The organism is Nesiotobacter zosterae, from assembly GCF_033843645.1.
GTDB classification, from domain to species: Bacteria; Pseudomonadota; Alphaproteobacteria; order Rhizobiales; family Stappiaceae; genus Pseudovibrio; species Pseudovibrio zosterae.
Window position 1 is genome coordinate 309,153 of the sequence record NZ_JAWXVZ010000003.1, and the last position, 21,986, is coordinate 331,138.

18 protein-coding genes are annotated in these 21,986 nt (G+C 56.6%); 13 read left to right on the forward strand and 5 right to left on the reverse strand.

The features are described 5' to 3' along the window. Nucleotides 1-37 precede the first annotated feature (37 nt). The 6 genes from Q3Y58_RS06165 to phoB all read left to right on the forward strand — a co-directional run bounded on the left by Q3Y58_RS06165 (nt 38) and on the right by phoB (nt 6,678). Nucleotides 38-1,057: a substrate-binding domain-containing protein gene (locus Q3Y58_RS06165; protein WP_274219334.1), complete on the forward strand. Its 1,020-nt coding sequence runs from the start codon at nt 38-40 to the stop codon at nt 1,055-1,057. Between the two features lie 102 nt (nt 1,058-1,159). Further along, on the forward strand, nt 1,160-2,548 hold the full coding sequence (pstC, locus tag Q3Y58_RS06170) for a phosphate ABC transporter permease subunit PstC (RefSeq protein WP_319621504.1): 1,389 nt from the start codon (nt 1,160-1,162) through the stop codon (nt 2,546-2,548). After that, nucleotides 2,541-4,361 (forward strand): phosphate ABC transporter permease PstA, encoded by a 1,821-nt coding sequence (gene pstA, locus Q3Y58_RS19545; protein ID WP_319621505.1) that lies wholly within the window; start codon nt 2,541-2,543, stop codon nt 4,359-4,361. The genes pstC and pstA overlap by 8 nt, the downstream gene beginning before the upstream one ends. A 105-nt stretch (nt 4,362-4,466) precedes the next feature. Then, nucleotides 4,467-5,213, forward strand: coding sequence for a phosphate ABC transporter ATP-binding protein PstB (gene pstB / locus Q3Y58_RS06180; RefSeq protein ID WP_274219580.1), 747 nt, complete (start codon nt 4,467-4,469; stop codon nt 5,211-5,213). Nucleotides 5,214-5,249: 36 nt separating this feature from the next. Beyond that, nucleotides 5,250-5,951 (forward strand): phosphate signaling complex protein PhoU, encoded by a 702-nt coding sequence (gene phoU / locus Q3Y58_RS06185; protein ID WP_274219331.1) that lies wholly within the window; start codon nt 5,250-5,252, stop codon nt 5,949-5,951. Nucleotides 5,952-5,982: 31 nt separating this feature from the next. Then, nucleotides 5,983-6,678, forward strand: a complete 696-nt coding sequence (gene phoB / locus Q3Y58_RS06190; RefSeq protein ID WP_274219330.1) for a phosphate regulon transcriptional regulator PhoB — start codon at nt 5,983-5,985, stop codon at nt 6,676-6,678. 88 nt (nt 6,679-6,766) lie between these two features. On the opposite strand, the gene Q3Y58_RS06195 is transcribed toward phoB, so the two are convergent. Next, nucleotides 6,767-6,907 (reverse strand): hypothetical protein, encoded by a 141-nt coding sequence (locus Q3Y58_RS06195; protein ID WP_319621506.1) that lies wholly within the window; start codon nt 6,905-6,907, stop codon nt 6,767-6,769. 177 nt (nt 6,908-7,084) lie between these two features. On the opposite strand from Q3Y58_RS06195, the gene Q3Y58_RS06200 reads away from it, so the two are divergent. Further along, the gene (locus tag Q3Y58_RS06200; protein ID WP_319621507.1) at nt 7,085-7,654 is read left to right on the forward strand and encodes a DJ-1/PfpI family protein; all 570 of its coding nucleotides are present in this window, start codon (nt 7,085-7,087) and stop codon (nt 7,652-7,654) included. Between the two features lie 75 nt (nt 7,655-7,729). Here Q3Y58_RS06200 and Q3Y58_RS06205 read toward each other — a convergent pair whose 3' ends face one another. After that, the gene (locus tag Q3Y58_RS06205; protein WP_274219326.1) at nt 7,730-8,323 is read right to left on the reverse strand and encodes a GcrA family cell cycle regulator; all 594 of its coding nucleotides are present in this window, start codon (nt 8,321-8,323) and stop codon (nt 7,730-7,732) included. Between the two features lie 719 nt (nt 8,324-9,042). Here Q3Y58_RS06205 and Q3Y58_RS06210 point away from each other — a divergent pair. From Q3Y58_RS06210 to Q3Y58_RS06225, 4 genes are all read left to right on the forward strand, one after another. Beyond that, a complete protein-coding gene (locus tag Q3Y58_RS06210; protein WP_319621509.1) occupies nt 9,043-10,224 on the forward strand; it encodes an aspartate aminotransferase family protein in 1,182 nt (393 codons plus the stop codon). A 322-nt stretch (nt 10,225-10,546) separates the two neighbouring features. Then, nucleotides 10,547-11,536 carry an Hsp33 family molecular chaperone gene (locus tag Q3Y58_RS06215; protein WP_319621510.1) on the forward strand — a complete coding sequence of 330 codons (990 nt, stop codon included), beginning with the start codon at nt 10,547-10,549 and terminating at the stop codon, nt 11,534-11,536. A gap of 229 nt (nt 11,537-11,765) precedes the next feature. After that, on the forward strand, nt 11,766-13,145 hold the full coding sequence (locus Q3Y58_RS06220) for an efflux RND transporter periplasmic adaptor subunit (RefSeq protein ID WP_319621511.1): 1,380 nt from the start codon (nt 11,766-11,768) through the stop codon (nt 13,143-13,145). A gap of 43 nt (nt 13,146-13,188) precedes the next feature. Beyond that, the gene (locus Q3Y58_RS06225; RefSeq protein WP_319621513.1) at nt 13,189-16,575 is read left to right on the forward strand and encodes an efflux RND transporter permease subunit; all 3,387 of its coding nucleotides are present in this window, start codon (nt 13,189-13,191) and stop codon (nt 16,573-16,575) included. A 163-nt stretch (nt 16,576-16,738) separates the two neighbouring features. On the opposite strand, the gene Q3Y58_RS06230 is transcribed toward Q3Y58_RS06225, so the two are convergent. Further along, nucleotides 16,739-17,392, reverse strand: a complete 654-nt coding sequence (locus tag Q3Y58_RS06230) for an alpha/beta family hydrolase (RefSeq protein ID WP_319621514.1) — start codon at nt 17,390-17,392, stop codon at nt 16,739-16,741. Between the two features lie 117 nt (nt 17,393-17,509). On the opposite strand from Q3Y58_RS06230, the gene Q3Y58_RS06235 reads away from it, so the two are divergent. Further along, nucleotides 17,510-18,358 carry a sterol desaturase family protein gene (locus Q3Y58_RS06235; protein ID WP_274219320.1) on the forward strand — a complete coding sequence of 283 codons (849 nt, stop codon included), beginning with the start codon at nt 17,510-17,512 and terminating at the stop codon, nt 18,356-18,358. Here Q3Y58_RS06235 and Q3Y58_RS06240 read toward each other — a convergent pair. Beyond that, the gene (locus Q3Y58_RS06240; protein WP_319621515.1) at nt 18,355-19,146 is read right to left on the reverse strand and encodes a transporter substrate-binding domain-containing protein; all 792 of its coding nucleotides are present in this window, start codon (nt 19,144-19,146) and stop codon (nt 18,355-18,357) included. The genes Q3Y58_RS06235 and Q3Y58_RS06240 overlap by 4 nt on opposite strands. Before the next feature lie 125 nt (nt 19,147-19,271). Between Q3Y58_RS06240 and Q3Y58_RS06245 the strand changes: the two genes are divergently transcribed. After that, a complete protein-coding gene (locus Q3Y58_RS06245; RefSeq protein WP_319621517.1) occupies nt 19,272-21,332 on the forward strand; it encodes a glycosyltransferase in 2,061 nt (686 codons plus the stop codon). Here Q3Y58_RS06245 and Q3Y58_RS06250 read toward each other — a convergent pair. Continuing rightward, nucleotides 21,323-21,886, reverse strand: coding sequence for a hypothetical protein (locus Q3Y58_RS06250; protein WP_319621519.1), 564 nt, complete (start codon nt 21,884-21,886; stop codon nt 21,323-21,325). The genes Q3Y58_RS06245 and Q3Y58_RS06250 overlap by 10 nt on opposite strands. Between the last annotated feature and the right edge of the window lie 100 nt (nt 21,887-21,986).

The window sequence follows — 21,986 nt, forward strand, 5'->3', positions numbered from 1 at the left end:
ATTCAGTTTACAACCTAGACTCCCAAGGAGACTTAAGGTGAAAATCAAAGCATTCGCAGGCGTTGCAGCGCTCGCTCTTGCTGGAACCATTGCAGCAGGTTCCGCACAGGCACGTGATCAGATCCAGATCGTTGGTTCTTCTACAGTTTTCCCGTTCTCTACAGCAGTTGCTGAGCAGTTCGGTCAGAAGACTGAATTCAAAACTCCAGTAGTAGAATCCACTGGCTCTGGCGGCGGCATCAAGCTGTTCTGTGAAGGCGTCGGTGAAGGTACTCCAGACATTACCAATGCTTCTCGTCGTATGAAGGAGAAGGAACTGGTATCTTGTCAGGGTAACGGTGTAACTCCAGTAGAAGTTACCGTTGGTTTCGACGGTATCGTACTTGCAAACGCGATCACTGGTCCTTCCATGGACGTAACTCGCGAGCAGATCTTCCTGGCACTTGCAAAGCAGGTTCCAGTTGACGGCAAGCTGGTTGCAAACCCATACACCAACTGGTCTGAAATCGATCCTTCTCTGCCAAACGAGAAGATCGAAGTTCTCGGTCCTCCTCCGACCTCCGGTACCCGTGACGCTTTCGAAGAACTGGTCATGGAAGAAGGCTGTGAAGCAGTTCCTGGCGCAGCAGAAGCTGGCCTGGAAGGCGACGTTTGCACCGAAATCCGTGAAGACGGCGGTTATGTTGAAGCTGGCGAAAACGACAACCTGATCGTTCAGAAGCTCAACGCTAACCCAGCTGCTTTCGGCATCTTCGGCTTCTCCTTCCTTGATCAGAATGCTGACAAGGTTAAGGGCGCAAGCATCGGTGGCGTTGCACCAACTTTCGAAGCTATCTCTGACGCTTCTTACCCAGTATCTCGCTCTTTGTACTTCTACGTGAAGAAAGAGCACGTTGGCGTGATCCCAGGCATCGCAGAATACGTTGCTGAGTTCACCAACGAAGACACTTGGGGTAGCGAAGGTTACCTGGCTGACAAGGGTCTGATCCCGCTGTCAGACGAGCGTCGTGCAGAAGTTGCAGCTTCCGCAGCAGCGATGACTCCACTGAAGTTCTAATTGCTTGATTAGAACGGGCCGGTCCGCGTTTGCGGGCCGGCTCTTTTTGGCTTCCGATCCAGCCGAATTTTGTACCGATCTCTTTAAAAGGGCCAGATTTAGATGTTCTGGACTTACTTCTTCATCCTAATTGCAGTGTTTGTTCTGGCCACTTTCTATGGCCGATCGAGATCACTCCAAGTTGTTAACGGTCAGTTGTCCGCTTTGCATTCCCGCCCTGGTTACCATGGCGGTTTTCTTGCAATTGTGACCGTGGTTCCAGCGCTGATTGCCCTTATTGTCTGGGTGATTGTTGCGCCTAACATCATGAACAACATTGTGAGCAGCCAGAGCGCCGACATCATGAGCGGGTTGTCCAAACCTGCAGTGGAAGCGTTCCTGCGTGATGCCCGTGCGCTTGCGTTCGGCGGCATTGTTGGCTTCGTGGATGCTGGCAAAGAACATGCAGCTGAGATTTACAAGAGTTTGAACACGACAAGTAACATCCTCATGGGTGTTATCATGGCGCTTCTGGTCGCGGGTGGCTTCTTCTATGGTGTTCGCACCATTCAGCCGCAAATGCGGGCGCGTCACTTCGTCGAACGCTCTGTGATGGCTTTGCTCATCCTGTGTTCCGCAGTGGCGATCTTCACCACCATCGGCATTGTTCTGTCTCTCATTTTTGAAAGCCTTCGCTTCTTCCAGCAGGTTCCGATTCTTGATTTCGTGTTTGGAACTCACTGGAGCCCGCAGAGCGCGTTCATTGGCGCAGGCGCAGAAGCAACCGGAACCAACTCAGAAGTGTTTGGCGCGATCCCACTGCTCGTGGGCACCATGCTGATCACCTTCATTGCTATCCTTGTAGCAGCACCAGTTGGTCTTCTCTCAGCTATCTACCTGTCAGATTATGCCGCCCAGCCGGTGCGCGCCGTTGCCAAGCCCATGCTTGAAATTCTGGCCGGTATCCCGACTGTGGTCTACGGCTTCTTTGCCGCGTTGGCGGTGGCGCCGTTCATCCGCGGTTGGGGTGAAAGCTTTGGTCTCACCGTTTCCTCCGAGTCTGCTCTTGCAGCTGGCGTGGTGATGGGCATCATGATCATTCCGTTCGTTTCCTCCCTTTCGGACGACGTGATCAATGCAGTGCCCCAGTCCTTGCGCGACGGTTCCGCAGGCCTTGGCGCAACAAAGTCTGAAACCATTCGCCGTGTTGTTCTTCCAGCAGCGCTGCCGGGCATTGTTTCTGCTCTGATCCTGGCAATCTCCCGCGCCATTGGTGAGACCATGATCGTGGTGATGGCCGCAGGCCTTGCTGCGAACATGACAATCAATCCGCTTGAAGCTGTAACCACCGTGACCGTGCAGATCGTGACCCTGCTTGTTGGTGACCAGGAGTTTGACAGCGCAAAGACCCTAGCTGCGTTCGCGCTTGGTCTGCTGCTCTTCTGTATCACCCTTGCACTCAATGTTTTCGCACTGCGCGTCGTGAAGAAGTACAGGGAACAGTATGACTAGTCTTGCCCAACAGAACACAGCTTCTTCTCGTGTGGGTATTCATACCTCGGATGAAGCTCGTAAGCGTCTCAAGGCCCGCTATGGGACAGAGGCACGCTTCAAAGCTTATGGCCTGAGCGCGATCCTTGTAGCTGCGGCCTTTCTGGTGCTGCTGCTCACGACGATCGTCAGCCAGGGCATTCCGGCGTTCTACTATAACTACGTGACGCTCGACCTGAACCTGACGGAAGAAGAGGTGGATCCTTCCAATCCGGGTTCTGCTTCCTACAACACCATCATCCGTGATGGTCTCAAGGAGGCTGTACCTTTCGCGACCAGTCGTACAGACCGCCGCGTTCTTTATGGTCTGGTTTCTTCTGGTGCCAACATCATCCTGCGCAATGAAGTGCTGGATGATCCGTCGATACTGGGCTCCAAGGGACCGGTTCAGGTGCCGCTCTCTGACTTCGCTGATCTTTATGCGAAGGGGTTGGTCACTGAGATCAACACCAAGGAGACCACCGGTACGGCGACCGTTTCCGGGACCGAAGGAACCATATCCGTTACTTCAGATGACGGCGACTTTGACTTCATTCGGGACCAGCTTCGTGCATATCTCGAAAGCCAGCTGGCCGCAGTACAGCGCGACCTTACCCTGCGCGGTACATCTGAGGACAGCCTGAACGCGCGCATCTCCGGTCTGCAAGAGCAAATGGCCGATGCGGACGAGTTGGTGCGTCAGCGTCTTGAAAATGAGATTTCTGCAACCGAAGACATGAAAAGCCGTCTTCAGGTCGCCATTCAGGGCATTGAGGCTGATCTCGCCGAGCTTCAGGGTCGCCTGAACTCTCTGGAACAGCGTCAGGTACTGAGCTCCCGTCTGCCGTCCTTCCTGATCAACGTCAATGGTGGTACGGCGAAGGTTACAGCAATTGATGCGACCTCAGTGGAAGCTGAAGTGCTGGTGCCGTTCAGCATCGCTGGCACAATCCCTGCCGGTGAGTGGACCATCGATGAGATCGAAACACCGGAAGCATTGCGCAAGTTCAACGACCAGGAAATCGCATATACCGATTACCTGCTCGAGCAGGGCGCGATCACATCCAGTGTGAACTCCATCTTCTTCTCCGCAGGTGCAAGCCGTGAACCTGAAATGGCGGGTATCTGGGGTGCAGTTGTCGGGTCCTTCTGGACCATGGTTGTCACTCTGGCTCTGTCCTTCCCAATCGGTGTGGCGGCTGCCATCTATCTGGAAGAGTTCGCCCCAAAGAACCGTTGGACGCACCTCATTGAGGTGAACATCAACAACCTTGCGGCTGTTCCTTCCATCGTGTTTGGTTTGCTTGGTCTTGCCGTGTTCCTGAACGCCTTCGGTCTGCCGCGCTCTGCGCCGATCGTAGGTGGTATGGTGCTGGCACTCATGACCCTGCCAACCATCATCATTGCGTCCCGCGCAGCTTTGAAAGCCGTGCCACCATCCATCCGCGAAGCGGCTCTGGGTGTGGGGGCATCCCGTCTTCAGGCCGTGTTGCACCACGTGCTGCCACTGGCAATGCCAGGCATCTTTACCGGTACCATCATCGGTATGGCGCAGGCACTTGGTGAAACCGCTCCTCTGCTGATGATCGGTATGGTCGCGTTTATCGTGGACATTCCGGGTGGTCCGGTCGATCCGTCTACCGTTCTGCCGGTGCAGATCTTCATGTGGGCAGACTTCCCGGAACCTGCCTTCCAGCAGAAAACGTCCGCAGCCATCATGGTTCTGCTGGGCTTCCTGATCACAATGAACGCCATTGCTATCGTTCTGCGCAAGCGCTTTGAACGCCGTTGGTAATAATGAAAGGCTGAGGTTATGGCTATGGAAATGACTGCAGGCAACGTACAACAAGCAGACCTGAACGGCGCCCTTCCAGTGACTGAAGATGGTGTGCCGATCAAGATGCGCGCCAACCAGGTGACTGTCCACTACGGTGAAAAGCAGGCGCTTTTCGGTGTGGATCTCAACGTGCGCAAAAGCAACGTGACAGCCCTGATCGGCCCATCTGGCTGTGGTAAGTCCACGTTCCTGCGCTGCTTGAACCGTATGAACGACACCATCGACATTTGCCGCGTAGGCGGTGAGATCGTGCTCGACAACGAAGACATCTACGATCCGAAGATCGACGTTGTGGAACTGCGTGCCCGCGTTGGCATGGTGTTCCAGAAGCCGAACCCGTTCCCGAAGTCCATCTTCGAGAACGTAGCTTACGGTCCGCGCATTCACGGTCTGGCACAGTCCAAGAGTGACCTTGAAGAGATCGTTGCGACATCGCTTCAAAAGGCTGGTCTTTTTGAGGAAGTGAAAGACCGCCTAGATGAGCCGGGCACTGGCCTTTCTGGTGGTCAGCAGCAGCGTCTTTGCATTGCGCGTGCAATTGCAGTGTCCCCGGAAGTCATTCTGATGGACGAACCATGTTCCGCGCTTGACCCGATCGCTACCGCGAAAGTTGAGGAGCTGATCGACGAATTGCGTGAAAACTATACCATTGTTATCGTAACCCACTCGATGCAGCAGGCCGCCCGTGTCTCGCAGCGCACTGCGTTCTTCCACCTCGGCTATCTGGTGGAAGAAGGTAAGACCAATGATATCTTCACTAACCCGAAGGATCAGCGTACTCAGGATTACATCACTGGTCGTTTCGGCTAGCATCTCGATTAACTGCGACAACTAACAGGTAAAAAAATGAGCGATCATATCGTCTCCTCTTTCAATGAGGACCTGAAGGATCTGGCGAGCCGTATTGTTGAGATGGGTGGCTTGGCTGAAACTCTCGTCAACGACTCTGTGCAGGCGCTTCTGCGCCATGACCTGGCTCTTGCCGAGCGCACCATCGAAGCAGACAAGCGACTGGACGAAATGCAGATCCAGCTCGAAGAGCGTTGCATCGTGGTCATCGCCCGTCGCCAGCCAGTAGCGCGCGACCTTCGCGAGATCTTTGCTGCCCTGCGCATCTCCAACGATCTGGAGCGCGTGGGCGACATGGCAAAGAACATCGCCAAGCGCGCTCAGGCAATCGAGAGTGACTTCAATAACAAGACACTGGCAGTAGGTGTTGAACACATGGCTGAGCTGGCTCTTGCTCAGCTGAAAGCTGTTCTTGATGCCTATACCACCGGTGATCTGGAAGCTGTCGAGCAGGTACAAAAAGGAGACAAGCAGATTGACTCCATGTACACTTCTCTCTTCCGTCAGCTTCTGACCTACATGATGGAAGATCCGCGTAACATCACCATGTGTGCGCACCTTCTGTTCTGCGCAAAGAACATTGAACGCATCGGCGACCATGCGACCAATATTGCGGAGAACATTTACTTCATGGTTTCTGGCGACCACTTGCCTGCAGATCGTCCCAAGAAAGACGAAACTGACGTAACGCTGCCATAAGCTGTGCTTGATGTGAAAGAGACTAACTGGAATGCCTGAAATTCTGATCGTGGAAGACGAAGAGCCGTTAAGCCTTCTTCTGCGTTACAATTTGGAAGCTGAAGGGTACAAGGTTGACGTTTGCGACCGCGGTGATGAGGCGGAGCTGCGACTACAGGAGAGTCAACCAGATCTCCTTCTTCTGGACTGGATGCTCCCTGGCCTCTCCGGCATTGAATTGTGCCGACGCCTGAGAGCGCGGACTGAAACGGAACGCATGCCAATCATAATGCTCACCGCGCGCGGTGAGGAATCTGAGCGGGTGCGTGGTCTCGCAACGGGGGCGGATGACTATGTGGTCAAACCGTTCTCCATTCCGGAGCTGATGGCACGCGTGCGTGCCATCTTGCGCCGCACCAAACCTGAGAGCGTATCTACCGTTCTCAAGGCCGGTGACATTGAGCTGGATCGTGAAACCCACCGGGTCCATCGGACGGGCAAGGAAATTCACCTTGGCCCTACTGAGTTCCGCCTGCTGGAATTTCTCATGTCCTCACCGGGGCGTGTGTACTCCCGCGAGCAGCTCTTGGATGGTGTCTGGGGGCACGACGTTTACGTGGACGAACGCACAGTGGACGTACACGTTGGACGCCTGCGCAAGGCAATCAACAAGGGGCGGATGAAGGACCCGATCCGCACCGTTCGCGGTGCAGGCTACGCCTTCAATGACCAGTTCCTGAACAGCTGATCAGATGCGGGTGCCTGCCGCAGACAGAGCAGGGCACAGCATTTTGAAAGGCAAAAGAAAGAACCCCGTCACATCGTGGCGGGGTTTTTCATAGGCTCGCCCGGCGCTGCTGGCCAAACCCTTGCGCCTCATGTCCCTGCATACCGGCCTCCGCCTTTGTCGTAAGGCGCCGCTTTTCCAAATGCGCCCGGGTTGCCTGCAACACGATGGCAAGGCCAATGATGATCACGCCGACACTCTTCCTTGTCAAAGATGGCGGGCTTTCTCTCATAATGGGAGACGCTGCGGATAGTTTGCGGCGTATGGTTCGCGCCAACACTTGTGGGGCGGCAGACCATTAGCTTGACAGGATTGCCGAACAGTGATCACTGGCACGCGTCTTTATGCGAGCTGTGAAAGAGATATGATGGCAAAGGTTGCTCTGATTTTGACCGAAGGGTTTGCCGACTGGGAGTATGCGCTGATTGCGGGTACTGGCGGTCCTTACTATGGAGCGGAAACGCGTTTTTTTGCCCATAGAGCAGGCGAGGTTACCTCTCTCGGCGGGTTGAAGGCCATGGTGCCTCACGGGCTTGATGAGCTGGCAGCTTGGAAGCCTGAGGTTGTTGTTGTCGTCGGCGGCAGCATTTGGGAAACCGAAAGCGCTCCGGATATTGCTGATCTTCTGGCCCGGTGTCACAAAGAGGGCGCGACCATCGCGGGTATTTGCGGAGGTACATTGGCGCTCGCACGTGCCGGGTTGTTGAACGGTGTCGCCCACACCTCCAATGCTCTGGAGTTTTTGCAAACCCACGTGACGGACTACAACGGCGCAGAAAATTACAAGGAAACGCCAAAGGCAGTATCCAGCGACCGAGTTGTTACTGCGGCCGGAACGTCCCCTGTGACTTTTGCTGCTGAAGTTCTGAAAAGTGCTGGGGTTCCTGAAGCGGCATTGGGTGAATTGCAGAACTGGCTGGCCGCCGAACATGCGTAAGCGCTCAGGGCCATGATGGATGTAGTAAAAAAGCCGCCTCATTGGGCGGCTTTTTGAATTCTTTATAGCTGTTGCTCAGGCGCTCTTGCGTTCTCTGCGACGGTCGTTAACCGGCTGATACGCGATCGTGCGATGATACTCGCAATAAGGAGAGGCGGCATCACAGGAGTGACCGCAGAAGTGGAAGTCCTCATCCGTCGGGTCGCCGATTGGCCATTTGCAGGTGCGTTCGGTCAGCGTCAGAATTGAAGCACGCTCAGACACAGGAACAACCACTTCGGTGGCTGCAACTGGGGTGAGATCGCCGACAATGTCGTCTTCTTCCGGCGTGATTTTCAACGCGGTCGCACCTGCGACAGCGGGTTGAATGGTCCGGCGCTGCACGCTGGCCGCAACCTTGGTAACTGCGATGGGTGCTTCCGCTGCTGGCGCGCTCTCTGCTATGGCAGCGGCTGGCTTTGCAGCAGTTTCGGCTGCTGGCGCTGCTGCACGGCGAGGCTTTGCGGTTGAGCTAGAAGACTTGGCCCGACCGGAAAGGCCAAGGCGATGTACTTTACCGATTACGGCGTTTCTGGTGACATTCCCGAGTTCCGCTGCGATCTGGCTGGCGCTTAATCCCTCTGCCCAAAGTTTGGTTAAGAGTTCCACGCGTTCTGTCGTCCAGCTCATAAATAGGCCCCCGTCTTCCCTTAGGTCTTGCTGCGCAAGTCATTGCAGTGCCGAGTTTTCTCGTTTGGCCCTTACCCCGGGCACAACATCTGCAGCAACAGTATATACGAGATGATGTATCGCTAAGGCCGCACCATACTATATGGCGACTTGGCTGAGCAAGGAGGCCTCCATACTGATATGGGGATGACCATCCTTTTCCCCAGAATAGGCAAGGCGCTACAAGCCCTCCAATTCCGCAGATTGCCAGCAATACACGACCCGGAAACACAGGTGTTTCCAAGCTTCAAAAGGCCAGAAAAACCGCCGCTTGGCTGGCCCTCTCGTCTGACGCTGAGACCCTTAAACACTATCAGCACGAACGTCAAACAAAAGTGGCAAATATTGTTTTCCGGCTCTTTTCACAGCAAAACGCAGGGCTTAAAACTGTGTTCTGTGCAGAACTCTGGTGATGACCGCGCTCAGGGCTGGTAAAGGCGGAAAGAGCAGAGTTTGCCTGAAAGGCCCGTGGGGCAAGAGGCAGGTAAATCCAGAGTTTGAACTTGAGTTTACAAGAGAAAAGCTCGAGGCATGGATGATTGACAAGTGAAATATCTTGGGTTTTAACCTTGAGGTTCTAATCCTCCTGATCGCTGTTGGTGGCGATCTTTCCTGACACAATCTGAGCAAAAAATGGTTTCGCTCACAACGGCCCGGCCGTTCCAAAAGGGAGTATCCTAATGTCGACTTCGTCGCTTTTTCAGACCTATGCACGCGCGGACATCGAGTTCGAGCGCGGTGAAGGCGTCTGGCTGATTGCGACCGATGGCCGACGATACATGGATTGCGCCTCTGGCATTGCGGTGAGCGGATTGGGGCACTCCCATCCCAAACTTGTTGAGGCGCTGCAGGAACAAGCCGGCAAGCTTTGGCACGTGTCAAACCTTTATCAGGTAAAGGGGCAGGAAGAGCTTGGCGCTCTGCTGGTCGAAAATACGTTCGCGGACCGGGTTTTCTTCTGTAACTCCGGCGCTGAAGCGATTGAAGGTGCGCTGAAGACCGCGCGCCGCTACCATTATGCGCAAGGGCATCCGGAAAAGTCTCGTGTCATCACTTTCGAAGGCGCGTTCCATGGCCGGACCATGACCGCGCTGGCAGCAGGCGGACAGCAAAAGTACCTTGAAGGCTTTGGCCCGGCGCCGGAAGGCTTTGACCAGGTGCCTTTGGGGGATCTGGAGGCGGTGAAGGCAGCGATCACCCCTGAGACGGCGGCAATCTTGATCGAGCCTGTGCAGGGCGAGGGCGGCGTTCGCCCGGTGGAACTTTCATTCTTGCGTGCCCTGCGTGAACTGTGTGACGAGCACGGGCTGCTTTTGGTGTTGGACGAGATCCAATGCGGTGTGGGCCGAACTGGCAAGCTCTTCGCCCATGAGTGGGCAGGGATCACGCCAGATATCATGGCCATTGCAAAAGGCATTGGCGGTGGCTTTCCGGTTGGAGCCTTCCTGGCAACGGATGAAGCTGCTTCTGCCATGGTGCCCGGTACGCACGGCACCACCTATGGCGGCAACCTCTTGGCCATGTCCGTTGGCAAAGCGGTGATGGAGGTGGTGACAGAACCCGGCTTTCTGGAAGGTGTTCAGAACAAGAGCCTGTTGCTGAAGCAAAGCCTGGCGGAAGTGGTCGACCGTCATCCCGAGGTCTTTGAGGAGCTGCGCGGCTCTGGCCTGATGCTGGGCCTGAAGTGCAAACCGCAGGTGGCTGAAGTGCTCGGGGCCATGCGCTCGGTGGGACTGCTGCCAGTGCCCGCCGGAGACAACGTGCTGCGCATCATGCCGCCGATGACAATCACGGCAGAGGAGATCAGGCTGCTCACTGAAATGATTTCCGAGGCGGCCTCGAAAGTTGAGGCCAAAGACTGAGTTGAGGGGGCCGGGCTGGAAATGAGCACCGGCCCTTTTCACATCTCGGTGCCAAACAGCAAGTTGGTGCGGGTCAGAAGGTGACAAACGACCTTTGATCCGGCATAACCGCGCGTGAGCGCTGGCGTGCGTAACACCCGCCACCCTAGTAATTTGGAGGGCAGTGCCTATTTTACTGCCTTCTGGCTCATCGCAAACGCGACACGACCCTTTGGTTGTGAACGAGCCCAATTTTGATAGAACGAGAGGCAGACAACCGACCTCGCGCATCGGCTTGATTGAGGTGTGTGGGGGAGCGGACTTGCTGCCGGAGGCATATACTGTGGATCAGAACTCAACTGCCAATCAACCGCTGGCCGGAGATGACGCCGTCGTTCCGTTCGCCGTTGAAACCTTGGATGTTCGTGGCCGGGCAGTGACCCTTGGCCCGGTGCTGGACAGCATTCTGGGCCGTCACAACTATCCAGAGGCGGTGAACAAGCTGCTGGCACAGGCGGTAACGCTGACTGCGATGCTGGGCAGCACCTTGAAATTTGACGGGCGTTTGACGCTGCAAACCCAGACGGACGGGGCGGTCTCCATGATGGTGGTGGACTTCAACGCGCCTGATGGCCTGCGCGCAACCGCAACCTTCGACGCCAACCAAGTGGCAGAAGTCGCCGCCAAGGAGGACTTCCGTCCGGAATTCCTGCTGGGCCGCGGCCATCTGGCTTTCACCATCGATCAAGGCCAATACCCAAGCCGCTATCAGGGCATTGTGGTGCTGGACGGCATTTCTCTGGAAGAGGCAGCGCACGATTACTTCTTGCGCTCCGAACAGATTCCGACCCGTGTGCGCTTGGCCGTGGGCGAAGTGTTGACCCGTCAGGACGAAGGCCCGAACACGCACCAGTGGCGTGCAGGGGGCATCATGGTGCAGTTCCTGCCCCATTCACCCGAGCGGATGCGACAGGCCGACATTCATCCGGGCGACGCCCCGCATGGCACCGAGATGCACGAGATCGACGAGGATGATGCGTGGTTGGAAGCGCGCTCGCTGGTGGATACGGTACGGGATGTGGAGCTGACCGATCCGGCCCTGCCCGTTGAACAGCTGCTGTTCAGGCTGTTCCACGAGCGCGGTGTGAAGGCGTTCGAACCGCACGTGATGAGTGATCGCTGCACTTGTTCGGAAGACAAGATTGTCTCCATGCTGCAGGGGCTGGGCGAGCAGGATCGTTCCGAAATGACTGAGGAAGGTGCCATCGCGGTGAAGTGCGATTTCTGCGGTACGGATTACAATCTGGACCCGGAAGTGGTCTTCAAGGCCTAATCGATTGGCGCAGCTCAAGAAGATGTGAAGGGCGGATCCTCGGATCTGCCCTTTTTTACATCAAACTTCCTAGGTGCATTTACACTTTGTCACACTTTAAAGCTTGCTGGATAATCCAAGCTGCGGCAACTAATGTAGAAACCTAGTGAAACACTTGAGCTGTTGCTCGCCGTGGTGACGGTCGTCATCACAAGGACAGGCGAAGCTATTTGATCGGTAGGCCCGTGGTATGCTGAATTCGTTGGAAGATGAGGCCAAACAAAACAGAGGTGCAGATGCTCTTCAGCCACGCACTGCAAACACGCCCACTCATCACCGCCGGTCACCTCTTGTCAAAACGGGAAAGGCCTTCCTTCAAGGGCTGATTGCGCTGGTTATTCTGATGATCGCCGTAATGGGGATGCGCTATCTGATCGCGACCAAGCCGGAAGTGGCAACGCGCCCTGCCGCCGAACGGGAGTTTGCCGTTAGGGCCATGGCGGTCGAGATCGGAGACTACGCCCCCTTGCTCACCGTCTATGGAGAGGTGGTCGCGGGGCGCGAAGTGGATCTGCGGGCGCTTGTGGGCGGCGAAGTGGACATGGTGAGCCCAAATCTTCGCTCTGGCGGAGTGGTTGGCGCTGGCGAAGCGCTGCTCCAGATCGACCCATTCTCTTACGAAGGGGCGCGGACGGAAGCGATGGCCACACTGGCGGAAGCACGAGCCCGCCTCGTTCAGCTGGAAAGCCAGCTTCGCATCGAGAAGAACAACATTGTGCGTATTGAAGAACAGGTTGCGTTCGCAGATCGCGATCTGGTGCGTGTAGAGGAGCTGTTTCAGCGCGGCGCTGCAACAGAGCGGTCCGTGGATGAACGCAAGCTGATCCTTTCGCAAAGACAGCAGAACCTGGAACAGACGCTTAACACCTTGGCAGTGGAAGAAGCCAAGATCGAGCAGCAGAAAGCGGCGATCGAACGGGCGCAATGGCAGCTTGAACAGGCAGAACGCAACGTTGAGGACACCACCCTGTTGGCACCGTTTGAAGGCGTGGTGCGCACAGAGGCCGTGGAAATGGGCCGCATGATCAACCAGAATGACGTGGTAGCCGTGCTCTATGACCGCAATTTCCTGGAGGTGCGCTTCACCCTGTCCGATGCCCAGTACGGTCGCTTGTTGGCCGACAGGGAACCGTTGGCGGGCCGTCCGGTGAAAGTGATCTGGAACATTGGAGACACGCCGCTGGAGTATGACGCCGTGATTGAACGCGCGGGGGCGGACATTGCCCGTTCGCGCGGCGGCGTCGACGTTTTTGCGCGCTTGTCACTTGAGGACAAGGACCTTCTGATCCGACCCGGTGCGTTCGTGCAGGTAGAGCTGCCGGATCGCACCTACACCGGCGTGGCCCGTATTCCCGAAGAAGCCCTTTATGACGGCAACAAGGTCTATGTGATCGATGCGGACAGCCGCATGGAACGGCGTGATGTCCAGCCGCTCGCCTTTGACGACAATGCCATTTTGGTGCGCGGAGACCTGCAAAGCGGTGAGCGGTTGGTATCCTCTCGCATTCCCGAAGCTGGGCCGGGCCTAAAACTGCGCGTAGTCAGTGAACAGGCCGCGGGCACTAATTGATCTGTTTGAGTGATTGACGAAGAGATGAGGGAGACCCTGAACCATGCTTCAGGCCAGAGAGTCTACGGTCAGCCTGATTGGCGCGTTTGTGCGCCATCGCAATGCTGCCAATCTGCTCATGACCGTGCTGGTGCTCTTCGGGGTGTTTGCTCTCGTCAAGTTGAACACGCAGTTCTTTCCAACCATCACCACAAGCTCCATCACGGTTAGCATTTCATGGCCCGGCTCCAGCGCCGAAGATGTGGAAGCCAACATTCTGGCTGCTGTCGAACCGGAGCTGCGCTTTCTTGACAGTCTGGATGAGGTGACCTCATACGCTCGGGAAGGTGGCGGCACCATTTCTCTCGATTTTATCGAGGGGACCGACATGCAAAAGGCGCTGTCCGATGTGGAGCAGGCCGTCAGCTCCATCACAACGCTGCCGGACGACGCGGACACGCCAGAAGTCTCCTTCGCAGCTTATTATGATAACGTTGCCCGCATTGCGCTTAGAGGGCCGTTCACCGAACAGGCACTGAAGATCTTTGCCAAAGACATCCGCGATGATCTCATCGCGCGGGGTATCGACAAGGTGACAATTACCGGGATGCGCGATGAGGAGTATCTGGTTGAGGTGCCGGAAGAAAACCTGCGCCGCCTCAACCTGACCGTGGCGGATATCGCCAGCCGCATTGAGGAGAACTCCGAGGACATTCCTGCTGGCAACCTGACAGGTGCGGTGGAACGGCAGGTGCGCGCGGTCGCGGATACTTCCGATCCGATGGACATTGCCAAGATCGCGGTCAAGACTTTTCCGAGCGGCGAAAAGGTGCGGCTTGCGGACATTGGCAGCGTGGAACGCAACCTTGACGATGATGACGTGCTTGGTCTTTCACGAAAGGACCCGGCCATTGAGCTGCGTATTCAACGCGCTGAAAACTCGGACACGCTGGAAGCCTCCGCCATTGTGAAGGGGTATCTGGAAGAAATCCGGCCGCAGCTACCGCAGAGCCTTGAACTGGTCATGTACAACGTTTCCGCCGACCGGGTGGAAGGGCGCATCATGCTACTGGTCAAAAACGGCCTTGGCGGTCTCCTGATCGTGATTGCGGTCCTGTTCCTTTTCCTCAATGCGCGAGTGGCGTTCTGGGTTGCCGCCGGTATTCCGGTGGCCATCATGGCGACCCTCGGCATCATGTGGGGGCTGGGACAGAGTATCAACATGATCTCCTGTTTCGCATTGATCATGATGCTTGGGGTGATCGTGGATGACGCCATTGTGGTGGGGGAACACACGGCGACCTTGTCGAGCAGGGGCGAGCCGCCCATCACAGCCGCCATCCTGGGAGCCAACACCATGTTCTGGCCCATCATTGCGGCTGGAACCACCACAATCGCTGCCTTTGGCCCCATTCTCATGCTGGGCGACACCATGGGTCAGATCATGGGTGTGCTTCCCGTGGTGGTGATTGCCGTGGTAATCGCCAGTCTGCTGGAGTGCTTCTTTGTTTTGCCCGGCCATTTGGCGCACTCGCTGAACTCCAAGCCAGGTTGGAGCTGGTGGCGCGTGATCTTTGTTGGAGCCGTACCTGCCGTGTTCCTGCTGACCATTGCTGCAGCAGATCCAGCCTCCATCGCGCCCTGGCTGAAACCGCTGGCCGCAAGCATCGGTGGACTGAAGCAGACCTTTGGTTTCACCTTCGAACTTGCCCTGATGGTGGCGCTCTTTGGTCTTGCACTGGCCCTTGAAACGCTCTTGATGATCATGCGCCAGCGCAAGGAACGCATGGGCCTTGACCACAATGACCGGGGCGGGTTCCGTGAAGCGTTTGATCGGGGCTTTGCATGGTTTCGTGACAAGCCGGTACAGTCGTTTTTGCGCGCAACCTTCAAGTACCGCTACATCACAGTTGCCGTGGCCATTTCCACGCTGATCCTGTCAGTAGGCATGATGCAGGGGGGGCGTGTGGGCTTCACCTTCTTCCCCTCTCCGGAGTCCGAGAATATTCGGGCAAGCATCACCTTCCACTCCGGCATTTCGGAGCAGAAAGCCCGTGAGAACATCGGACTTATTGAAGACGCGCTTTACGAAGTGGCGTCAGACCTGTCTGGGGGCGACCCGAACTCACTGATCGAAGCGACTTTCACGACCCTTGGCCAAAGCGGCAACAACCGCGGCGACAACGTGGCACGGCTGAACGTGCAGCTGACCTCCTCAGAGGTGCGGGACGTGCGCACACCGACGATCGTCACTGCATGGCGCAAGGCGATCCCACAGATGCCGGAGTTGTCCCGCATTGCCATTCAGCAAACACGTGGCGGGCCTCCCGGCAAAGATCTCGACATTCGGTTGACGGGTACCTCATTGGCAAACCTGAAAGAAGCAGCGGACATCTTGCAGGTCGCGCTCTCAGGATTCCCGGGCGTGACCGGGGTTGAGGACGATCTGCCCTATGGCAAGCCGGAGCTGGTGCTGGCGCTCACCGATCGGGGCAGGGCGCTGGGCTTCACGGTGGAAAGCGCTGCCCGTCAGGTGCGCTATGCAATTGAAGGCGCCATACCCCGTCGCTTTGCAGAGGGCGATGAAGAAATCACGGTCAAGGTGCGCCAGACCAACAACGGCGAGGGACTGGCCGGATTGCGGGATCTTTATCTGCGCTCTCCGGATGGCGAGTTCGTGCCCATGACAGAAGTCGTGTCTTTGCGGGACAAGCAGGGGTACTCCCTGATCTTGCGCCGCGACGGCAAAATCACCGTGAGTGTGGTGGCGGATGTGGACCCGGATGTGACCAGTCGCGCCGAGATTTCCAGCAAACTGGAAGAAAGCACTCTGCCGAACCTGCAAGACCTCTACAACATCGACTACACGTTTGATGGCAGGGCGAAAGAGCAAAGTGCCGCATTCTCCGACCTGATGCTGGGAGCCGTTCTGGCCGTCGCCATCATCTATCTCATTCTGGCAGCGGTCTTTGCCAGCTACACGAGGCCGCTTGCGGTCATGTCCATCATCCCCTTCGGCATCGTGGGAGCCATCGTTGGTCACTATCTCCTCGGCTTCAAACTGACGATCCTGTCGATCATCGGGCTTCTCGGGATGGCCGGGATCCTCGTGAACAACTCGATCATTCTCGTTGCCCGATATGAAGACCGACTTTCCCTCGGTAACTCGCTGGAGGATGCGGCAGTAGGCGCGTCCATGGACCGCCTGCGTGCCATTATCCTAACCTCCTGCACCACCATCGGCGGATTGTCACCGCTGCTGTTCGAAACCAGCGTTCAGGCGCAGTTCCTCATGCCCATGGCAATTACGGTGGTGTTTGGCCTTGCCGCCTCCACATTGCTGGTGTTGGTGATCGTACCGGCGCTGATCGGTATCGGGAACGATGTTTCCAGCTTCCTGTCGCTGCGGGGTGGGCAGGGCTCTGATGGTCATGTGGAACCGGCAGAGTAGGTTGGCTGCGCTGCTGTGCTATTGCGTGGCTTGAAATCCGGCGCCTGCACAACGCCGTGCCCCGGCTTCGGCTGCACCCGGTAGATGCGGACAGCCTTGTGAGTACAAAAGCAAAAAGCCCGGATCATTCCGGGCTTTGTCACATGATAAAACAGGCGGAGCCTCAAGCTGGTGTCAGGCTCTGGGCAAAGGTTGCCGCAGCCTCGGCGGCCTGCTTGATGTTGCCGTCCCATGTGGCAGGAGACGCACCGCGCGGAGCAAGGTCGTGGTTGCCGTCTTCAAGGTAGGTCAGGCTCACGTGCTCTGGCAGGGTGACTTCTGCAAGCTCGCTCTGTGAGCCAAACTGGTCACGATCGCCTTGAAGCACAAGGACCGGGCGCTTGGCCTCCTGAAGAGGCTGAAGACGCCAGTTTTCCGGTTCAGGCTTTCCGCTCGGGTGGAACGGGTAACCCAGACAGACGATGCCTGTAACACGCTTTGGCACCGAGCCACTGCCCGCCAACATGGCCGCAACGCGGCAGCCCATGGACTTGCCGCCGATCAGAATGGCGCCTTCGCTCTGCTCGGCCACCATTTGCACCGCGCGTTGGTACTCACCAACCAGCTTGTCCGCACGAGGAGGCGGAGCCTTCTTGCCAGTGACCCGGCGCTTGGCCATGTAGTCAAATTCAAACCGCGCAACACTCAGGCCATTGGCGGCAGCAGCTGTCGCAAAGCGCTCCATGAAGTTGGAGTCCATGCCAGCGCCCGCACCGTGGGCAAACACGAAGGTTGCATGAGAAGGGCCTTCAGGCCGTGTCCAGAGAATTTCAGTCATGTTCGCGTTGTAGCCGAAAAATTTAAATTGACCATATGTGAATTGTAAAACCCGGCACCAATTTCTATGGAATTGAGAGATGACAGGGTACGGCAGACAAATCGGGAGCAGCAGACAATGATCAATGAGGGCGCAATTCGGCTCGGCATCTTTCTGGGGGTGTTTGCACTTCTGGTGCTCATTGAACTCGCCATCCCGCGCCGGGAAGAACCTCAGGACCGCAAACGCCGCTGGGTTACTAACCTGGGCATGTCCGTGGTGAACTCCGCGATGCTCCGCTTCGTCATGCCAGTGGCGGCGGTTGGCAGTGCGCTTTGGGCAGAAGAAATGGGCTGGGGCCTGTTTAACGTGGTGCCGGTAGATCCGGTGATCGCGGGGATCATCTGCTTTGTCGCCCTGGACTTCTTTATCTGGCTCGAACACTGGGCGAGCCACAAGATTCCGTTTCTGTGGCACATGCACAAGGTTCACCATGCGGACCCGCATTTCGATGTAACCACGGCGCTGCGTTTCCACCCGCTGGAAATCGCTGTTTCCATGGTGTGGAAGGCGCTTTTGGTTGTACTGCTCGGTGCGCCTGTGGTTGCTGTGGTGGTGTTTGAGGTGGTGCTGAATGCGGCGGCCATGTTCAACCACGCCAACATTAAGCTGCCCCTTCGGGCAGACCGTATCCTGCGCAAGATCATTGTGACACCGGACATGCACCGGATCCACCACTCCAAGATCCGAGGCGAAACCGACAGCAATTACGGCTTCAACTTTCCGTTCTGGGACTACCTGTTTGGCACATACACCCACGAACCAAAGAAGGGGCAGTTAGGCCTTGAAATTGGTTTGACGCAATATGGCGGGCCAGAGCCACGCCGCCTTGGCTGGTCTTTGTGGCTGCCATTTGCCGCTTACTTGCGCCGGGAAAAGCCGGAGGCAGATCCAGACAAGGAAGCTCCGGCGTCCGGCAACACCTAGAAGAAGCTGCGCGGGAAGTAACGCAGGTAAAGCTCATCCAGCCGGCCATCTTCCTGAAGACGGGCAAGTGCGAGATTGATGGAGCTCAGAAGCACCTCATCTTCCTTGCGCACCGCGATGGCCATGCCTTGCCCGAAGTAATCCGGGTCGAGCCACGCATCCCCGGCAAAACGGCAGCAATTGGCCGAGGCCTCGCTTTCAAGCCAAAATGACAAGCGCATGCTGTCGCCGAAATGCGCATCAGCATCGCCGCGCACAAGTGCCTGACGGGCGCGTTCTGTGGTTGGGAAGGCTTTCAAAATGGTCAGCGGAAAGAACCGCTCAATGTACGCTTCGTAGCTTGAACCTGCCTCTACCGCGACCGTCTTGCCCTCCAGCGTATTGGGCAGGGGGGCAATGGCTTTGTCCTTTGCCATGACAAAACGTGCGGGAAAGCGCATGTAAACTTCAGAGAAGGCTACCTTTTGCAGGGTATCCGGTGTGATGGAAACCCCGGCAATGACAGCGTCTCCCTCTTTGCTCTCGAGAGCCGGGATCATCTGCGAAAACTGCTTCACGGTCAGGCTGCATGGAATTTCCAGCGCCTCGCAGATGGCACGGGCCAGATCCACATTGTAGCCGACCAGCCGACCGGAACTGTCGCGGAAGGCAAACGGCGGAAAATCATCCGATGCCATGAAGGAGATCTTGTCCGGCTTTTTTGCATTGCTGGAAAACAGGCTTTGCGGTTCCACAAAGGACGGAAGACGCGGTGCCTCCAACTTTTTACCCGGGAGAGTTTGGGACACTGCAAAAGAGGGCATCACAATCAGGGAATATAAAAAACACAGTGATACAATTATCAATTTAAAGCTACGGCGCGCTGTCATTCTTACCAACAAGTCCCTTGGCTCCACACTGAAGGAGATACTAGGTGAATGCCAGCATATGGGAAAGATCAGAAAAACTGGTGAACGGCGGCAAGCGAAAGCTGTCCAATGCACTGTTTTTACGAAGCCTGTTTGTTAAGTCCTCCCGGAAGGCTGAGGGGCTGGAAAATTCCATGACCAAGCGCGGGCATTTCATGAGCGGTGAGGCCGACATGTCCCCGGTTGCCATGATGCCCAAGGTCCGACCGGCACAGTCCACGCCGCAACGGTATCTCAGCGTGTCTGCGCTGGAGCTGGCCATTTTGCGGCAATGCAATGTGACCGACATCGATATGTTGGAGGGGCTTCGGCAGATGAAGTTGCTGGGCAAGCCGCTCAGTCTGGTGCTGACAGAGCAGGCCAAACTCTCCACCTCGCATTATTACTTCGTTCTGGCGGGCAAGTTGAACCTGCGGTTTGCGCAAACCGGCGCCCTGCGGGTGGCGTGTGATGCGCTGTTCAGCGAACGCCCAAGGCGGATTGAGGGCCTGCTGTTGGTGCCTGCCAGAGATGCGAATGAGCGCCTTGTTCTTGCTGCTGCGCCCATCGGCGCTCAGGTTGACGTGCTGGCTCGGGTGGCCTCAGGAGAACTGGGCAAGCGCTACCGAATGGTCGTTGTCACGCCATCTGAGCTGCGCCGTCTTGTGTATACCGGCCACAGCACGGCCGCGCTTGCGGAGGCGGGTGAAGAATATTCAGCGCAAAAGCGCCTTTCGTCAGGGCAAAAGACCTTGTTCTCCTTCACCGGGTTAGTTCCCATCGCCGCCTTCTTTACCATCTGGCACGTTCTGGGAATTCTCTCGCTGTTTGTGAAGCTGCTGGCAATCGCGTTGGGGGTCATACGCCTGAGTGCCGCACAGGAGCACAAGTTGTTGGGCGCGGATGAGGAGCCTTCCGTGCCGATTGGCCCGCTCTTCGACCTGCCACGCTATACGGTTCTGGTGCCGCTCTACGATGAGGATGCCGTCTGCGAACAGCTTGTGCGGTCCATGTCACGGTTGGACTATCCCAAGAACCGGCTCGAGATTCTGTTCTTGACCGAGCAAGACGACACCAAAACCCGGACCAGACTGAACAAGCTGATCGAACCGCACATGAAGGTCATCGCACTGCCAGATGGCCGCCCGCGCACCAAGCCAAGGGCGCTGGGCGTGGGGTTGCAGCTTGCCCGAGGCGACCTCATCACGGTTTTTGATGCAGAGGACCGGCCTGACGCCGACCAGCTCAAGCGTGCTGCCGCCGCCTTTGCCCAAGCCCCGGACACAACAGCCTGTCTGCAAGCCTCCTTGTTCATTGACCATGCTCAAAAGGGGTGGCTGCTTCGCCAGTTTGCATTCGAATATGCTGCACTGTTCGATGTGATCCTGCCTTGGTTTTCCCGCCGCGGTGTCCTGTTGCCATTGGGGGGAACGTCGAACCACTTTCGGGTTGCTGCCTTGAAGGATGTCGGCGGATGGGACCCCTTCAATGTGACGGAGGATGCAGACCTTGGCGTGCGGCTGGCTCGCAAGGGGTATCAGGTGAAAACGTTGAGCAGCACCACCCGCGAAGAGGCCCCGCTAACGGTGAAGGCCTGGGTGGCCCAACGCACGCGCTGGCACAAGGGCTGGATGCAGACCGCCGTGGTGCATCTGCGTGATCCGTGGCGTCTCTGGCAGGAGTTGGGGGTAAAAAGCGCTGCGGTTTTCTACCTTTGGCTGGTCGGCGGGCTGTTTTGCCTGTTGGTGGCACCTTGGACAATCGTGGCGGCGTGCTATGTCGGCTATATGGTGGTACGAGACGGCATCAGCTCCGCCATATTGGTTTTCTTGGGTACGTTGGGGATTGCCAGTTTTCTCATCAGCCTTGGGGGATCAATCCTCAGCATATGGCGTGGGGCCAACTATCGGGGCTTCAATCCAACTTTGTTCGAGATGCTCACCATCCCCGCCTATTGGTTGTTGGGCAGCTGGGCCTGTTACAAGGCGGCCATTGAGTTTTGGTGGCGTCCACACCACTGGCGCAAGACAAGCCATGGACACATCAAAACGGACGGGAACCAAACTGATGCGCCTTCTCAAGCTTGAGGCGCTGGAGAGGTCATGGCCTTCTCCAGCTTTGGAAGAAAGCTCCAAAAGTCGCGATTGAAGCTCTTGAGGTTGGCGATTGTCTCGTCAATCTCCTGAAAGCGCTTGGCGTTGACGGGGCGCACACGCCCAAGAAAGACCTGATCCTTTGTCTCCGTAATGCGCATGGAATGGGTGTGGGTAATGGCTCCTTGGTCGCTCAAGGTAAACATGCAGTGGTTCAGTTCGTTGCGGATCCGAGTGACCTTTTCAAACTTGCGGATCAGCGAAGTGAGTTCCTTGCGAACCGCCTCATTGCGCAGGTTCGCCTTGCTGAGACGGGCCACCAAATCAAGGCGCGCACGGGAGGTGTTGAGCGTAAAGAAAATGATGGCGGCTGATTTCTGATCGATGCCCAGCAAAAGCATCATCACATAAACAAACAGGCTCTCATTGTTGGACCAACTGAAATTCAGGGTGCCAATTTGTGCCAGAAAGCGTGTCCTTTGCTCCGAGGTCTGGTCGGCTGCGGCCTCAATCGAAGCGAAGTCGGGTGTTGGGGGCAGTTTTGTCATTATATTTAAGCCCACTTTTGTCTGTGTTACGGCAAAAGCCATTTCCATCTAAAGTGAGGCACCTTGATTGCTTCATCAAATAGTTTTCCTGTGACTTCGC

Bases quoted from the DNA above. Each gene is read 5' to 3' on its own strand.
- pstC (WP_319621504.1), top strand. From the start codon at position 1,160: ATGTTCTGGACTTACTTCTTCATCCTAATTGCAGTGTTTGTTCTGGCC.
- pstA (WP_319621505.1), top strand. From the start codon at position 2,541: ATGACTAGTCTTGCCCAACAGAACACAGCTTCTTCTCGTGTGGGTATT.
- pstB (WP_274219580.1), top strand. From the start codon at position 4,467: ATGCGCGCCAACCAGGTGACTGTCCACTACGGTGAAAAGCAGGCGCTT.
- phoU (WP_274219331.1), top strand. From the start codon at position 5,250: ATGAGCGATCATATCGTCTCCTCTTTCAATGAGGACCTGAAGGATCTG.
- phoB (WP_274219330.1), top strand. From the start codon at position 5,983: ATGCCTGAAATTCTGATCGTGGAAGACGAAGAGCCGTTAAGCCTTCTT.
- Q3Y58_RS06200 (WP_319621507.1), top strand. From the start codon at position 7,085: ATGGCAAAGGTTGCTCTGATTTTGACCGAAGGGTTTGCCGACTGGGAG.
- Q3Y58_RS06205 (WP_274219326.1), bottom strand. From the start codon at position 8,323: ATGAGCTGGACGACAGAACGCGTGGAACTCTTAACCAAACTTTGGGCA.
- Q3Y58_RS06210 (WP_319621509.1), top strand. From the start codon at position 9,043: ATGTCGACTTCGTCGCTTTTTCAGACCTATGCACGCGCGGACATCGAG.
- Q3Y58_RS06220 (WP_319621511.1), top strand. From the start codon at position 11,766: ATGCTGAATTCGTTGGAAGATGAGGCCAAACAAAACAGAGGTGCAGAT.
- Q3Y58_RS06225 (WP_319621513.1), top strand. From the start codon at position 13,189: ATGCTTCAGGCCAGAGAGTCTACGGTCAGCCTGATTGGCGCGTTTGTG.
- Q3Y58_RS06230 (WP_319621514.1), bottom strand. From the start codon at position 17,392: ATGACTGAAATTCTCTGGACACGGCCTGAAGGCCCTTCTCATGCAACC.
- Q3Y58_RS06235 (WP_274219320.1), top strand. From the start codon at position 17,510: ATGATCAATGAGGGCGCAATTCGGCTCGGCATCTTTCTGGGGGTGTTT.
- Q3Y58_RS06250 (WP_319621519.1), bottom strand. From the start codon at position 21,886: ATGACAAAACTGCCCCCAACACCCGACTTCGCTTCGATTGAGGCCGCA.